Source organism: Natronogracilivirga saccharolytica, assembly GCF_017921895.1.
Lineage (GTDB): Bacteria > Bacteroidota > Rhodothermia > Balneolales > Natronogracilivirgulaceae > Natronogracilivirga > Natronogracilivirga saccharolytica.
This window is the reverse complement of the sequence record NZ_JAFIDN010000001.1, coordinates 552,510-569,289: the sequence shown is the minus strand read 5'-3', so window position 1 is coordinate 569,289 and position 16,780 is coordinate 552,510. Positions and strand designations below refer to the sequence as shown.

The following is a 16,780-nucleotide window of genomic DNA, read 5'->3' as shown; positions in this document are numbered from 1 at the left end:
ATGAAATTCTACATTACCGGTGGAACCGGATTTATCGGATCCCGTCTGTGCCAGATGCTGGTTGAAGACGGCCACCATATAAAGGCAGCCAGCAGAAATCCCGGAAAACATTCCGGCAGCGGGAATGAAAAGCTGCAGTTTGTGCCTGTGCAGGATGACCCGTCAGATCATCTTTCCGAAACAGATGTCGTTATCAATCTGGCCGGAGAGAATATATTTGGAAAACGCTGGACTAAGAGCGTTAAAAAGAGGATTTATGAGAGCCGGATCCGCACGACCAGTGCACTGGTATCCGGAATGGAGAAAGCGGACAAAAAGCCGCATCTGTTCATTTCCGCATCCGGAGTGGACTATTACAACGATCAGGGAGATGATGTAATTACGGAAGACTCTGAGTCCGGTGATGGTTTTCTGGCTGACGTATGCCGGGAATGGGAGGCGGAATCTGCCAGGGCGGCAGATTTCGGGGTACGTGTTGTCAACCCGCGGTTTGGTGTGGTTCTGGGAAAGGGTGGCGGTGCGCTGGCGACAATGCTGCCTGTTTTCAAGTCGTTTATCGGCGGTTCCCTGGGATCAGGAAAACAGTTTTTCCCCTGGGTGCATATCAGTGATTTGTGCAGAAGCCTGCTGTTTGTGGTGAAAAACGAAGAAATTTCGGGACCTGTAAATATCACGGCTCCCGAACCGGTGACCATGGATACGTTTACCTCGGTACTCGGGGAAGTGCTTTCGAGACCGTCGGTGTTCAGGGTTCCCGGTTTTGCACTGCAGGCGGCATTTGGCGAGGCGGCAGAAATGCTTACCGCCAGTCACAGAGTAGTGCCCGAAAAGCTGCAGAAACACGGCTTTGATTTTGATTTTTCAACACTGAAACCTGCGTTGGTGGATCTTCTGCTGAAGAATTGAGCCTGACTCCAATGTGCTATTCTTCGTTGTCGTTCTCTTCTTCCTCCTCCTCTTCATCTTCCAGAAACCGGAATGACCACGCCCGGATTCCGTCACGTGTCTGTCCGATCAGTTCCATATCTCCGTTTCCTAGAATGTCAGTTACAATTGGCATCCTCACAGAAGTGGCCGGAATATTTTCAAGCCGCTCTCCGGATTCGACCTGCCATGCATAGACTCTGCCGTTGCTGCTCACACCGATAATATCCTCCTTGCCGCTGCCATCGAGATCAGCAATCATCATATTGTTATAACCGGCTGATTCCTGGCCCATGTTTCTGGTCAGGCGCAACTGTCCGCCCTCGTTCAGCAGAAACATGTTTCCGTCCCGGGTCTGGACTCCAATAAGGGTTTCGGTGTTGCCGCCGCTGTCGTCAATTCGCAGTCTCCGTACGATCGGGGCATTAATGACGGGGGCGTTTCCGACATAAACCCTTCGTACATAAAGCCCGTTTTGTTCATCACCCCCTGCATCGTTGTTTTCGGGGGCTGCCACAAGAGAATCGGCAAAGTACGGTTCTTCTCCGATGGCATACAGATGACCATCCGAGCCTCCGGCAAGAATGTGGTCATTGTGGAAGCTGATCGGGCCGAAGTCCGACTCAATGAACACCGGAAACGCCTGTCTCCGCTCGCCGCTATCAGTAAAACTGAACAGAGCGTTTCCTGCTGTCACCCAGAGATTATGTTCACCACCGTGCTCTTTGAATACCGGCTGATGGCGAACCCGGGTATTGACTTCCTGAGGCCATCCTTCAATGTTTCGGCCGCGCTGGTTCAGGACGTGGATTTTCCGGTCGGCCGTGGCTACGATCATTTCCGGCCGGCCGTCGCGGGCCACATCCGAAACGGCAAGCGGTGCTGTGATTTCCTCATCCATCGTAACCGGAAAGTTGGGAAGCGGAACACCCTGCGCATTCCAGGCATAAATGCGATTGCCCGCTGCCACCAGGACGGCGAGCTGATTGTTGCCGTACCAGTCATAAAGCACGGGTGAACCTATCGGCTCCTGGTTGTCCGTCTGCATTTCCAGAAATCCGGTTCCGTCAGAGGCAATGCCGATGATCTCATTTCTGTCCGTGGCTGCGATAATCTGATCCCTTGATCCGCGTCCAAGATTGCCGAGTACCGGTTTTCCGGTGAGGCGTGCTCCTCCGATGTCGTAAACCCACAAGTCCCTGACCGGATCGGTACGATCTTCGCTGTAATACAAGTCCATGCTCAATTCCAGGCTGTTGTTCTCACGCACCATGCTCATCGCCCCCACATCCATCAAGCCCGCAAGCGAACCGGCATGGTTAACAGGGCTGAGCATCGGATCCAGATAATTTAAAAGAGGTGCGGTACGGGAATATGTCCAGCTGCTCACGTTTTGCGGATGGCGCTCCCTGGCGGCCATGTAGTCATCATCATAATAATAAACAGCTCTTCGGCGCCTGTCCTGGTCGACTCTGCGCGACAAGCCGGAGCGCTTGGTGATTACTGCGGCACTGCCGGAGCGGCTGATATAAAAATCGCTGATGCCGCTGTTCGGTCCGGCCAGAAGCCGGCCAAGAATGGCGCTGCTGGCATAGTAGATGTCTCCGGTCTGCTGCAGGAAGCCTTCGCTTTCCAGTTCACTCAGGATACGGCTGAAACCGGAGTTGTCCTCCAGACGCCGGAGATACATGTGTTCGCCTTCCGACAAAAAGCCGCTGGCTTCAAATGTGGCAAAAGCCGTTGTGCGGGATAGTGTTCCGGATATTTCCCCTATACGGTCGGGATCGTTTCGCAAAAGGGTGTCAAGCGGTCCGACGGGCTCGGTCTCATCAATATCGGGCACATTTGTGTCCTGATGATAAACGGAAAAAAAAGCGGCATCGGAAGGGATGTAACGGTCAAGATCAAAGCTTTCCGGTTCGGATGTGAAGGTGTTCAGAAACGGAGAGGAGGCATCACCTGAGAGCGGAATGGTAGCGGAAAGCGAGCGTTCATAAAGCGGATCATCGTAATCCTGGTCATGAACAGAGATTACCGCAGGTTCTGTGCCCGAAAAAAGCTCACGGAATCTTGGGAGATAGCGGGGTGCTCCGACGGCCTTGACCCAGTTTTCAAACCGTGGTGTGTTGAGCAGCATATCGCCTCCGGCAAGCTGGTCTTCGGAGATGCGTACATGCGCATCATCATCCATATAGGTAAGATAGCTGTTTTCAACGGCGATACTGTTGTTGCTCATTACAATCCAGTTATTCAGCTGGGTGGCAAACAGGCGCTGACCGTTTATGTGAAGAATGTGGATTTTCTGATTGTTGAAACGGTAGCTGTTTTCGGCCATTTGCTTGCGGAAAGGATCGGCGATGGCATCCAGCCCCGCGCCCGGGTCCTGCATTATAAAAACGGGGTTCATGTTGCCGCCCTCTCCGGGGAACAGTGCAACCCCTTTTACGGCAAGCGTTTCATCAAATCCGCCTTGCATGTCCGATACAAGCTCAAGATCGAAATCTGAAATATCCTCAAGCAGGGAGCTGCTGCTTTTTTCCAGCACGGAGTCAAAACCGGCATCATTGTGAAGGAAGGTCAGCGGACTTTCGGATGGGATGGCCGCCGTCCAGGGATGGTCGGCAGGCCGGTCGGAACAGCCGGAGGCGGCGATAATTACCGAAAAAAATAAAAGGAAGGAGAATCTGGATATTGCTATCATAAACAAGTGTTGGGAAATACCTGTACAGGCACAACGTTTACATCATATCGTTCGCGGACAACATAAAATATCATTTTTTGGATGAGTTTTCTGAACCCAATCTTATTTGCGGCTTTAGCGGCGGTGGCCATACCGGTCATCATCCATTTCATTAACTTCCGCAAGCCCAGGAAAATTGCATTTTCCACACTGGCTTTTTTTCAGGAGCTGCAAAAATCGACCATCCGGCGTCTGAACCTCAAACGGTACTTGCTGCTGGCCCTCCGTGTTCTTGGCATTGCCATGCTGGTCACCGCTTTGGCCAGGCCGTTCCTTCCGCCGCAAATATCGGGCTGGCTGGGCGCCTCTTCCGGGCAGCAGGTCATCGCACTGCTCATCGACAACGGACCCAGCATGATGCAGATCGATGAAGCGGGCCCTTACATGGATCAGGCGAAAACGGCAGCCCGTGAGGTCATCGAACAGTCATCCGATGACGCGCGGTTTCTCATAGTGCCCAGCCACGGTGAAGTGGAATCCGGCAGGATCATGCGCCGGGCCGAGGCGCTCAGATATCTGGAAGATCTTGAACCCCTGAACAAGGGCGGTTATCCCGCTGAGCGGATGCGTCTGCTTCAGGAACGGCTTGCTGACCAGCCCGGCCAAAGCGGGCATGCCTACTGGATTTCCGATGCACGAAAAACACATCTCCAAAAATTCAAAGACAACTACAACAACGACGATCCCGAAAGTGAACATTCCGTCACGTTTATCCGCGTGGGTGATGATTCGTTTCAGAATATTTCGGTTGCATCGGTGGAGCTGACGGACCATGTACTCGGCGAAGGTATCCCCGTGGGAGTTGCCGTTACTGTGAAAAACTTCGGGGATCAGCCGGCATACAACTCCTACCTGAGTCTCGAAATTGACGGTGAACGAATGGGGCAGTACGATGTGGATCTCGAGGCCGGCCAGGAAAAAGAGCTTCTGTTCGAAGTCATTCCCGAATCACCGGGCACCATCGGGGGCAAAGCCATACTCGAAGGCGGAACATATACCTTCGACCACAAGCGCTATTTTTCCATCGATGTCCCGGAAAGCCGCAATGTGCTGCTGATCGGAGATGAAGGCGAAGACCGTTCCCGCCGTTCTTATCTCAAACCCGTTCTTGACGCAGTATCGGAGACGGGAACCCGGGTAAAGGCCGAAACTACCGACATGCGGAACATCCGTGATCATGAGCTGGACAACTTCGATGCGCTTATACTTGAAAGTCCGGAGCAGATACCCGACTATCTGCAGGCCGAACTGGTGCAGTTTGTCCAGCAGGGACGCGGCCTGTTCTTCGTTCCGTCCGAAAAGGGAAGCATGTCAGAATACAATCGCTTCCTGAGTCAGTTTGATGCCGGTTCCTATTCAGGCATGAGAGGCACTTACGGCCGGTTTGAAGAAGTAGCTTCGTTCCAGCCCCTGTCAGAAGGACATATTCTGCTGGATGATGTATTCCAGTCCGACGAGGATGAGTTGCGAATTGATATGCCGACCATCTATCACTATCTGCGCTATGACAGGGATGCCGGAACTTCCGGCACATCGCTGCTGCGATCCAATCTGGATGAGCCGCTTTTTGTAGAACACCGTTTTGGAGACGGCATGATTCTGGTCGGCACGATGGGATTTTCGCCGGGCTGGTCAAACCTGAGCATCAAGCCGCTGTATGCCCCGCTGGTCTACCGCATGATACTGTATGCGGTTGCATGGGAACAGGGTGGTGTTCGCGAGCATACACTGGGCAGGTCATTTGACAGACAGTTTGCCGATATCGGAACCAGTGTAACCATGAAACTGAACGGAGACGAGATACGTCCGGAAACGGCATCAGGCGGACAGGGGCTCAGAGTCCGGTACCCGGCTGTTGAATGGTCGCCGGGTTGGCTGGAGATGAATCTGGATGAAAAAAAATATGTCATCGCGGTGAATCAGGATATATCGGAATCGGACTTTACGTCGTTATCCATAACAGAAACCGAAGAATTTCTCGAAGAGAGCCTGTCGCTGGCCGGAGTACTCGATATCACAGGTTACAGTGAGTCGGAAATTCGCACAGCAATGGCTGATATCAGTTTCGGACGAGAAATATGGAGTTTGTTTATAATTATTGCGCTTGCTTTTATGATTGCAGAATGCATTATTTCAAAGACATACAAAACGGAAACCGGTGCTGATAAACAGGCTTGATGTATGATACAACTTGCTACGATACACCTTGCGATAGTGGCCTTGGTAACTCTCGGAACGACGATGATCATGGTTGTCACGGCTTCAAATGCCTTGCGCCTGAGAAATGTAGAACTCAGCTGGAGCGCAGGGAAGTTGTTTGGCTACCCGCTTTTTGCCACGATTTTTCTGCTATTCTCCGTCAGCCTGACCGCCCTTGTGTACGTACAGCAGCTGCACCATCATACAGTCACCCTGATGTGCTATAACTGGATTGGAATCACCTGGTTCATCACCAGCCACCTGATGTCGCGCCGCTACGTAACCGATCACGGCATCGTAAAAAATGTCAATGACCCCTCCCAAACCGTTGCCTGGAACCGGATTATGGATTACGTAGAGCGCAATGAAGGCAAGAACCAGACCTATGTTTTCTTTTATCCCGATCATTTGCAGGCAGACCGCTCCCGTAATATCCGGCTGGAAATTGATATCCCGATTGAAAAACGCCTTTCTTTCGGCCACATCATCCAGAGAAAGCTGGGCCGGCGCTTTCATCTCGGAGAGCTTGAAAGCACGGATATCAAACAGCTCAAATTGTAATTCTCATCACAGATTAACGGAACAGGAAGAGTTTTTTGAACAGCGATATTCAATCCAACATAGAAAGCAAAGAACGGGCAGTACTGGTTGGTATTTACGGTGATACCATAGATAAGAGACAGGCGGAAGAATACATTACGGAACTTGAGCTTCTTGCTGACACCGCCGGAGGCGTCACCGTTGACAAAATCCTTCAGCATAAGCCGCGGCCGGATGTGAGTACCTATATCGGCAAGGGCAAGCTCAGAGAGGTCCGGCAGAAGATGAAAGAGGCATCTGCCGATCTTGTGATATTCGACGATGACCTGTCGCCAACCCAGGCCAGGAATATTGAAAAGGCAACCGAGTCCAAAGTGCTGGACCGCAGCGGCCTGATCCTTGATATTTTTGCCTCGAGGGCAAAAACGTCAGCGGCCAAAACCCAGGTTGAACTTGCGCAGCTTCAGTACCTGCTTCCGAGACTGACCCGCTACTGGACGCACCTTTCACGGCAAAAAGGCGGTATCGGCACAAAGGGACCGGGTGAGACTCAGATTGAAACCGACCGCAGGCTCATCGGCCGGCGCATTTCCGTGCTGAAAGAAAAACTTGAGAAGCTGGACAATCAGCGGAAAGTCCAGCGCAAAGGCAGAAAAGATGCGCTACGTGTTGCACTCGTCGGGTACACCAACGCCGGCAAGTCATCACTGATGAATGCCATGACCGACACCTCCGTATTTGCGGAAAACCGCCTTTTTGCGACACTCGATGCTACCGTCCGCCGGCTTCAGATTGACCAGGAAGAAGTATTGCTCTCTGATACCGTAGGATTCATCCGAAAACTGCCCCACAATCTGGTGGAAAGTTTCAAGTCGACACTGGATGAAATCAGGGAAGCCGACATTCTCCTGCATGTGGTGGACGTCGCATCTCCGGTAAAAAACGACTACATCGAAACGGTCAATAAAACACTCGAAGAACTCGAAGTCCACAAAAAGCCGGTAATTCTGGTCTTTAACAAGGTAGATCTGCTGGAATCCCCGCAGGACATGGCTGACGTCAAACATCAGTATCCGGGTGCCGTGATGGTATCTGCATACAGAGGTATCGGGCTGGATGATATTTCCCGTGAGATCAAAAAAAGAGTTGAAAGCAACTATTTATACCGAAAAATTGTCTTGCCCATACAGAACTATCACGTAGTTTCGTTTTTACATGAAGTAGCCGAGGTTGAAGAGGAGTCATATGATGAGGATTCGATCGTAATTACTTGCAGGATTCACGAGAAATACTCCGGCAGGCTCGACGAACTGCTGAGGAAAAACAATGCATCCGGTACAGATTTGCAGGGTGCGAACGGAGAAAACCATGCTGATCCGGGAAATTATCAGTGAACATATAAAACCCCTGAGGGCATCAGATACGGCTGCTGAAGCTCTGGCTGCCATTTTGGAGAGCGGCCAGGGGGTTTTGCCTGTTGTTGACCGGACAACCAACCGCTTTATCGGCATGGTTTCCCGGGAAGCGGCAGAAAAGCACTGCGGGTCTGTCGACAGTGTAATGCTGATCAGGGATGCAGAAGCTGTTGCAACCGCGCCGGATCAGAATGTGTTTGATACTGTCCGGTTGATGGACAAAAATGATATCAGTCTTATTCCCGTCGTTGAGCATGACCGCAACTACCTCGGTGTAGTCGAAAGACGGATTCTTTTCGACCGGATTATCCGTATGATGAATTTTACCGAATACGGTTCGCTGATCACCATCCACTTCAAGGAGCGGGATTTCACTTTGTCCCAAATGGTCCGGATAATCGAAGCAGAGGGCGGACTTATACTTGGATTGAGCGTAGAATCACCCAAAGACAGCCATCCCTTCTATGTGGTTTCCATCAAGCTGAACTTGCCCGATCCCGGACGTATTGTTGCCGCTTTGCGAAGGCACGAGTTTATAGTAGATAATCACAGCATGGAAAACCAGGAAGATCAGCGCTATGAGGAACGGGCTGATGAGCTGCTCCGCTATCTCGACATCTGACAAGGTCTGCATGACTCCATCCGGATCCGCCTGATAATCTGCAGAAGAACTATTCCCGGTCAATTATTATATTGTAACCTTTAAAATATTGCGGCTTTCCCTAATTTCTGATTGCAAACAAAATGACAGGGCTTTTTAGATTATGTATTATCCTGCTGGTGCTGGCAGGCTGGGTTTTTATACCGCCTCCGGCTCACGGCCAGTCGTCACCGTCTCCGGCTCACGACCATTTTGAAACAGGGAAAAGACTCTATGAAGAGGGGCTGTTCCTGCAGGCAGCAAACTATTTTAACAAAGCCCTGCAGTCCGGTCAAGAGCGTCATTTTACTGAAGATGCCCGCTTTTACCTTGCCAAGTCACAGGCTGCCCTGGACACGCTGAACCACAGGGTCTACACAGAGCAGTTTCTCCAGGATTACCCCGCCGGCAGATATGCTGCCAGAGTCCTTGAAGATATGGGAAGCCGAAGTTTTCAGATGCAGGACTTTGAAGAGGCTCTGTCGGATTACTCCCGTGCCTATAAAATCGAAACAGAAAAAGACGAAAGAGCGCGTTTCCTGTTTTTGATGGCCGAGTCAACCCGGGAAATGGCCGCAACCGACAGTGCATCCGTTCTGTACGATACGCTGGCGCACATGTATCCTGAAACCGAATGGGCGCCAAAGGCTCTCTATTCCCGTGGCAGGCTTTATCTGGAAAAAGAAGATTTTGATCAGTCCTCAGCAGTATTTGAATCGCTTCGGGAGCGATATCCCAACCATACCGTAACACGTCAGATCGGGACGGCACTCGGCGAGATGTACTACCGCCAGGAGCGCTACGAAGAAGCCATTGAGGCCCTGCGCAGTGAAATGTCGTACCTGGAAGGGGAAGCACAGATGAAAGCGGTGCTGCTCATCGCGGAAAGTCATAATTACCTGGAAAATTTTGACCGGGCCGCTACTTTTTACCGCCGGTATATCAATCTTGCAGACGATGAAATGGAAGAGCGTCCCGCCCATTATGGGCTGGGATGGGTTTATCATAAACAACAGGTCTATCACTGGGCGGCAGAGTCATTTGGAAAAGCGGCGAAGGGAGATGACGAACTGGCCCGGAAGGCACGATATTATCAGGCCGTCAACTACAAGCTCAGCGGCCGTTATGACCGCGCCCTGGAAGTGTTTGAAACTTTCGGAGACCGGTACACCGACGGGTTCTGGGTAGAGTATGCCTACTATGAGTGGGCGCTGACGGCATTTGAGCTGGGTAGATACGATCTGGCCATTGATGTACTTCAGAGACTCATAAGGGGAGATGACGACCTGGAGGATCCCGGCAAGGTATACTCCCTGCTCGGGGAAGCCTATTTTGCAAACAACGAATTTACCCGGGCTGTCAGGGCTTTTGAAATTGCAGAGCAGACGGATGAAGTTGATGCGGATATGAAGCGGCAGGCCCGTTTTCAGAGGGCCTGGGTCTTGTATGAAAATCATGCATTCAGAGAAGCCGCACGTGCTTTTGAAGAAGTTTACCGGGATCAGCCCTCGGGTGAACTTGCTGCCGAAGCACTTTTCTGGAGTGCCGACAGTTATTACAATCTCAGCCAGTGGGAGCAGGCGGCACGCCATTTTGAACGTTTTCTGGAAGGTTATCCCGACCACAGGTTTGCCGGAGCAGCCTCATACTCTCTGGGATGGGCAAACTTTCACATGAGAAACTTCCTGCAGGCAGTGCGCTATTTCGAGGCGTTCAAACGTGACCATGAACCGCCTCCCATGGCGCTTTTTCCGTATGAAATTGATACCAGGCTCAGAATCGGCGATTCTTACTATGCGCTGGGAAGATACGACGATGCTATCGCGAATTATGACCAGGTGGCCGGGTCGGAAGAGGGCGGCGATTATGCCCTTTTCCAAATGGGCAACAGCTACTTCAGAAACGATCAGTCCTTCGAGGCTGTAAGAACATTCCGGCGGTTGCCGCGCGTCTTTCCGGAAAGCAACCTGAGAGAGCAGGCCAGATACAATATTGGCTATATCTTCTTTTTGAACGGCAATTATGATCAGGCCATAGAAGAATTTCATGAGCTGATCAATCGCTATCCCGGTACCGAGTGGGCGGCACGTGCCCAGTATCAAATTGGTGATGCTTTCTATAATGCCGGCCAGTTTGAAGAAGCCGTGGAAGCCTATCGGACCGTACTCGATGAATACCCCGGAAGCCGTCTGGTCGTTGACGCAGTGAACGGAATTCAGTTCGCCCAGCTTGCCGGAGGTAAAGAAGATACAAGTCTTGATATCCTGGAAGATTTTCTGAATCAGCATCCGCAAACCGGAACCGCCGACCAGCTGAGATTCCGTCAGGCCGAAAACCTCTTGCAGGCCGGAGATTACGAACAAGCGGTCAGTTCATTCCGGCACTACATCAGAGTGACCACCTCCGAGTCCATGATTCCGGAAGCCTGGTATAATATCGGCGACGCCTATGAACAGCTTCGTGAGTACTCTGAGGCTGTTGCTGCCTATCGCACCATTGTTGATGAATACCCGGAATCCGACAGGGTTGATCCATCCCTGCTGAATATTGGCCGGATTGAATACGAGCAGGAGCGATATTCCGACGCCATCAGCGCACTGGAAAAACTGGTTGAAAGTGAGGGGCGACTGCAGGTTGAAGCACTTGCGACTCTGGGTGATGCTTATTTCGCAGACGGAAGAACCGGCCGTGCAGAATCTGCCTACAGGAGGGCAACGGATATCCGTGATGATCACCAGCAGTCACTCATCGGAAAAGGGCGGGTTGCACTCGAGCGGGGACAGTATATGGATGCCAGCCAGCTCTTTTCACGCGTTGCGGAGATGAGTACCGCAAACAGGGGGGCCGAAGCGCAGTATTATCTTGGAAAAGTCGAGCAGGCACGGAACAATCACGAAGAGGCGATCGATGAATTTGCGCGTGTGAGCGCACTGTATGAAGCTTATGATGAATGGGTCGCCCGGGCGATGCTGGCCACAGCCGACTCATACAGAGAGATGGGTCGGACCGGAAGGGCCAGTCAGACCCTTCAGGATGTCATCGAGCGTTTTCCGGATACGAAATATGCCCGTCAGGCGTCCGAGCAACTGTAACCGCTTCAGAAGGTATGAATAAATCAATACTCCCCGCGGCAAAACTCCAAGGTCATATATCCGTTCCGGCAGACAAATCCATTGCCCAGAGGGCAGCACTGTTTTCGCTTCTGGCTGAAGGCCGCTCTGAGATTAAGAACTTTCCGCCAGCCCAGGATCCGCAAACCGCATTGCAATGCATCCGGCTGCTGGGTGCTGAAGTCATTCAGGAAGGAAGCGATGTCGTGATTACAGGTCCCGGCCGCTGGAATATGAAGGTGCCCGGACAGGAAATAGACTGCGGGAACTCCGGAACCGTGATGCGGCTCTTGTCCGGCATACTGGCAGGGGCCGGAATACCGGCTACACTCACGGGAGATGAGTCCCTTTCTTCCAGGCCTATGATGCGAATTATTGAGCCCCTGATGCAGATGGGGGCTGAAATTACATCATCTGAAGGAGGATATCCTCCGCTGCGGATTGAAAGGAACCGGGAGCTTGCATCTGTTGATTTCACACTGCCGGTTCCCAGTGCACAGCTCAAGTCGTGTGTTTTACTGGCCGGTTTATTCGGAAGCAACCCCACTACAGTCACGGAAACGCTGCCCAGCAGAAATCATACGGAAACCATGCTGCAGCTTCCGGTAAAACAGCAGGGCAATAAAAAGATTATTACGGTCAGCCGCGATCATGCGGTCAGGCCGATGAAGCTTCACATCCCGGGCGATTTTTCATCCGCTGCATTCTGGCTGGTCGCCGGATCTGTTTTAAATGATTCCGAAATCAGACTTTCCGGCACCGGTATCAATCCTACCCGAAGCGGAGCCCTGAAAGTCCTCGAAAGGATGGGAGCCGATATTTCGGTAACCGGTGAACGTACTTCTGCCGGAGAACCCGTTGCTGATATTGTGGTCCGTTCTGCCCGTCTGAAAGCCACCAGCATTCAGGCAGAAGAAGTGCCTGATGTCATTGATGAGCTGCCCGTTCTGTCTGTGGCCATGGCTTGTGCAGACGGGGTTTCGCATATCCGGGGTGCCGGTGAACTCCGCGTCAAGGAAAGCGACCGCCTGGCTGCGATGGAAAAAATGCTGCATCAATCGGGAGTCCAGATCAGGACATATGAGGACGGACTAACCATTTCAGGCAAACCGGATGCCCGCCTTTTACCTGGAAGATACCTCAGTTTCCATGATCACCGCATCGCCATGGCAGCTGCCATATTGGCGCTTAAGGCTGACGGTGTGTCAGAAATTGCTGACGCAGAAGCCGCCGCAGTGTCATATACGGAATTCTGGGATCATCTGGACATCCTGTCATACCGCTGATCAGGCCGGTACACCTGTTCTCTGTCAATTCGACAGATAAAACTGCCTCTCCGTGTGTTGGCATCGTAATTGCATTAGTGCTGGCAGAAGTAATAAAAATGTTACTTACAGAATGTTAATCTGAACAGGAATCATACAGAAACGGAATTTATTATGAGTAAGATTATTGGAATTGATCTCGGAACAACAAACTCCTGCGTATCGGTGATGGAAGGCAACGAGCCGGTTGTCATTCAGAATTCAGAGGGTGGCAGAACCACTCCGTCGGTCGTGGCTTTCTCCAAAGACGGGGAACGGCTGGTTGGAGCTCCCGCCAAGCGGCAGGCGATTACCAATCCCCAGAAAACCATCACTTCCATCAAGCGTTTTATGGGTCGCTTTTACGATGAAGTGACCGAAGAGCAGAAAACCGTATCCTACAAGATTGTCAAAGCGGATGACGGCACCGCCCGCGTAGATCTTGAGGACAGGACCTATGCACCGCAGGAAATATCAGCCATGGTACTGCAGAAAATGAAGCAGACTGCAGAGGAGTATCTTGGCGAAAAGGTGTCGGAGGCAGTGATTACCGTACCGGCATATTTCAACGATGCACAGAGAAAAGCAACCCAGGAAGCCGGAAAGATCGCCGGACTTGAAGTCAAGCGGATTATCAACGAGCCGACAGCGGCATCACTGGCTTACGGTCTGGACAAAAAAGACAAGAGCATGACCATCGCCGTATTTGACCTTGGCGGTGGTACTTTTGACATCTCCATCCTGGAGCTGGGTGACGGTGTGTTTGAGGTTAAATCCACAGACGGTGACACCCATCTTGGTGGTGACGACTTTGACGAGCGCCTGTTGAACTTTCTGGCTGACGAATTCAAGAAAAGCGACGGAATTGACCTGAAAAAAGACCCCATGGCGCTTCAGCGTCTGCGTGATGCTGCAGAAAAGGCAAAGGTTGAGCTTTCAAGCTCACAGAAAACCAACGTCAACCTGCCGTTTATTACGGCCGATCAGTCCGGCCCAAAGCACCTCAGCATCGATATCACACGTTCTAAGTTTGAGCAGCTTGTTGAGGATCTCGTCCAGAGAACGCTCAACCCTTGTGAAAAAGCTCTGAAAGGTGCCAAACTCAAAAAGTCCGAAATTGATCAGGTTATTCTGGTGGGCGGATCCACCCGGATTCCCAAAATCCAGGAAGTTGTAAAGGATTTCTTTGAAAAAGAGCCCAGCAAGGGCGTGAACCCGGATGAGGTTGTTGCCATTGGTGCGGCCATTCAGGGCGGTGTCTTCTCAGGGGACGTTAAAGACGTAGTATTGCTTGACGTCAACCCGCTTACCCTCGGTATTGAAACCCTGGGCGGTGTAATGACCAAGCTCATCGAAGCCAACACCACGATCCCGACAAGCAAGACAGAAACCTTCTCCACAGCTGCCGACAACCAGTCCAGTGTGGAAATCCATGTGCTTCAGGGTGAACGTGCCAAGGCCGAAGACAACCGGACGCTCGGACGGTTCCACCTGGATGGCATCCCGCCGGCGCCCCGCGGTGTGCCTCAGATTGAAGTGACTTTTGACATCGATGCCAACGGTGTACTCAGCGTAGGTGCCAAAGACAAGGGCACAGGCAAAGAGCAGAGCATCCGCATCGAGGCAAGTTCAGGACTTTCTGAAGAAGAAATCGACAAGATGAAGAAGGCGGCTGAGGAACATGCCGATGAAGACAAGAAGCTGCGTGAAAAAGTGGAGACACTGAACAAGGCCGACAGTCTGATTTTCTCCACCAAAAAGCAGCTTGAAGAGTACGGTGAAAAGCTTTCCGAGCAGAACAAAGCCAACATCCAGCAGGCACTTGAGAAGCTGGAAGGACTCCACAAGGAAGAAAAAGTGGATGAGCTTGAAGCTGCTATGGAAGAGCTGAATAAGGCATGGTCCGATGCATCAAGCGAAATGTATCAGGCAGCCCAGGATGCTCAGCAAGGAGCCGGAGCCGGTCAGCAGGCCGGAGCTTCAGGCGAAGCCGGTGAGCAGTCCGCCGGTGAAGAACAGCAATCCGCTGATGACAGTGATACTGTTGATGCGGAGTTTGAAGTTGTCGATGATGAAGATAAAGACAACAATGATGACAAGAAGTAACTTGCGGTTGTTTATCTAACCGCATTGTGAGCAAGCAGTTGCAGAACCCGCACTGGTACAATGCTATAAGCAGGTACCGGTTGCGGGTTTTTTTATATAAAGTAATGGAACGTAATTGTCTCAAAGGTGCTTTTGCATTTTGTGCAGAAAAATTCAACCCGGACTAGTTATAAACACAGTCCGGGGTGTTAATCCACAGAAGATAATCCGGGCTCATATGCAAGAGGATCTTTACAGGCAACTGGCATCCAGAATAGCAGCATCAGACGAGCAGGCTTTTGACGAACTTTTCCGAACGTTATATGCACAGCTCGTTTCCTATTCTTTTACCTATACAAAAGACAAGGAGACGGCAGTTGATATCACTCAACAGGCATTCATAAAACTATGGCAGAAACGAATGGAGCTGGACGTGGATAAATCAATTAAAGCGTACATGTACAGAATAGTCCGCAACCTTTCACTCAACCACAACCGTGACACTGCGGCGGTTGATTACATTTTTGACTTCGATAATCTGCACAACGGACGTCATACTGCGGATGAGCCGTTTGCCGACGACGAATCTGCGGATACGCCGGCCCGGATGAAACTGCTTGAACAATGGATATCATCACTGCCCGAAAGACAGAAAGATGCACTGATGCTCAGCAAATTTGACGGCCTGGATCATCAGGAAATTGCAGAAATCATGGAAGTATCCAAAAACACTGTGAATAATCATATTGTAGCAGCAATCAAAAATCTGAAAAAGCGGTATTATCAGTATCTCAAAACATCTCATGCAGGTTATGTCTGATAACCCACTGAAATATTATTTAAACTGTTACGTGACTGCGTTGAAACAGATATGGGCTGATGTTCGGGGTGGAGAAACACCGGACAGGCAAAAAAGCACTGTGCCGGTTCGCAAGCACCCGCAAAGTAATATTGTTTCGGAAGCTGAAACCGAAATCGCGCTGGCATCAGTAAAAAAACAGCTGGGTCATAAAAATACCGGTCCTGATTCCGTAAAGAAGCAGGCTGTTGTTCGCAGGAAACCTTCAGTAACTGTGCGATTTGTCCGGTATGGCATAGCTGCTGCCATACTTTTTGCTGCAGTCGGCACAGGCTATTATATGATGCCGGTCACATCAGTCGTGCCCAAGGGTGAAATTATGACGAAGACGTTATCTGACGGCAGCACTGTGACGCTGAACAGCGGGACCAGTATCAGCTACAACAGGCTGTTCGGCACATTCCACCGGAACATCACACTGGACGGTGAGGCCTTTTTTAATATCGCATCAGCCGATCACCGGTTTCGCGTCCGGGCAAATGAGACCATAACCGAGGTGACCGGCACCCGTTTTAACATTCGCTCCTGGAGTTCGGATCCCGAAATAATAACTAAAGTAACCGTGGCTGAAGGATCAGTACTGTTTTACTCCCGTGATTCCGAACCGGATAAAGTCGAGCTCTCCGGTGGAACTTTCAGCCTGATCGAAAAAAAACGCGGCATCCCTGAAGAACCCGGGACGGCAGAACTGGACAATATCCTGGCATGGAAGGAGCGGAATCTTGCGTTCACCAGTCAGCCGCTTGGTGTCATTTTTTCCGAACTTGAGCGACGGTTCGACAAGACTATCGAAATTGAGGATGAGCAAATATCCGGCGAATATCTGACAGCATTCTACACCAAGCCGGACAGCCTGGAGAATCTTATCAATGACATATGCACTGTCAAAGGGCTGAAATACGCCAGAACGGCCAATGGTTTCAGGATATATATGTGACTTTTAAATCTGAAAAAAAATCACGGG

General features: G+C 51.1%; 11 protein-coding genes. 10 read left to right on the top strand and 1 reads right to left on the bottom strand.

The window, feature by feature from the left end:
• Positions 1–906, top strand: coding sequence for a TIGR01777 family oxidoreductase (locus tag NATSA_RS02245; protein WP_210510016.1), 906 nt, complete (start codon positions 1–3; stop codon positions 904–906).
• Between the two features lie 16 nt (positions 907–922).
• Here the strand turns inward: NATSA_RS02245 and NATSA_RS02240 are convergent, their stop codons facing one another.
• Complete coding sequence (locus NATSA_RS02240; RefSeq protein ID WP_210510015.1) at positions 923–3,625, bottom strand: hypothetical protein; 2,703 nt, start codon at positions 3,623–3,625, stop codon at positions 923–925.
• A gap of 81 nt (positions 3,626–3,706) precedes the next feature.
• Here NATSA_RS02240 and NATSA_RS02235 point away from each other — a divergent pair, with 81 nt between their 5' ends.
• The 9 genes from NATSA_RS02235 to NATSA_RS02195 all read left to right on the top strand — a co-directional run bounded on the left by NATSA_RS02235 (position 3,707) and on the right by NATSA_RS02195 (position 16,753).
• Positions 3,707–5,842 (top strand): BatA domain-containing protein, encoded by a 2,136-nt coding sequence (locus NATSA_RS02235; RefSeq protein ID WP_210510014.1) that lies wholly within the window; start codon positions 3,707–3,709, stop codon positions 5,840–5,842.
• A 3-nt stretch (positions 5,843–5,845) separates the two neighbouring features.
• Positions 5,846–6,424 carry a hypothetical protein gene (locus tag NATSA_RS02230; protein ID WP_210510013.1) on the top strand — a complete coding sequence of 193 codons (579 nt, stop codon included), beginning with the start codon at positions 5,846–5,848 and terminating at the stop codon, positions 6,422–6,424.
• A 35-nt stretch (positions 6,425–6,459) separates the two neighbouring features.
• Positions 6,460–7,797, top strand: coding sequence for a GTPase HflX (hflX, locus tag NATSA_RS02225; protein WP_210510012.1), 1,338 nt, complete (start codon positions 6,460–6,462; stop codon positions 7,795–7,797).
• Positions 7,754–8,440: a CBS domain-containing protein gene (locus NATSA_RS02220; RefSeq protein WP_210510011.1), complete on the top strand. Its 687-nt coding sequence runs from the start codon at positions 7,754–7,756 to the stop codon at positions 8,438–8,440. Before hflX ends, NATSA_RS02220 begins: the two co-directional genes overlap by 44 nt.
• Positions 8,441–8,562: 122 nt before the next feature.
• Complete coding sequence (locus tag NATSA_RS02215) at positions 8,563–11,550, top strand: tetratricopeptide repeat protein (RefSeq protein ID WP_210510009.1); 2,988 nt, start codon at positions 8,563–8,565, stop codon at positions 11,548–11,550.
• Positions 11,551–11,564: 14 nt separating this feature from the next.
• Positions 11,565–12,854, top strand: coding sequence for a 3-phosphoshikimate 1-carboxyvinyltransferase (aroA, locus tag NATSA_RS02210; RefSeq protein ID WP_210510007.1), 1,290 nt, complete (start codon positions 11,565–11,567; stop codon positions 12,852–12,854).
• Positions 12,855–13,007: 153 nt separating this feature from the next.
• Positions 13,008–14,978, top strand: coding sequence for a molecular chaperone DnaK (gene dnaK / locus NATSA_RS02205; RefSeq protein ID WP_210510005.1), 1,971 nt, complete (start codon positions 13,008–13,010; stop codon positions 14,976–14,978).
• Between the two features lie 217 nt (positions 14,979–15,195).
• Complete coding sequence (locus NATSA_RS02200; protein ID WP_210510003.1) at positions 15,196–15,777, top strand: RNA polymerase sigma factor; 582 nt, start codon at positions 15,196–15,198, stop codon at positions 15,775–15,777.
• 31 nt (positions 15,778–15,808) lie between these two features.
• On the top strand, positions 15,809–16,753 hold the full coding sequence (locus tag NATSA_RS02195; RefSeq protein WP_210510002.1) for a FecR family protein: 945 nt from the start codon (positions 15,809–15,811) through the stop codon (positions 16,751–16,753).
• The last annotated feature ends 27 nt before the right edge of the window (positions 16,754–16,780 follow it).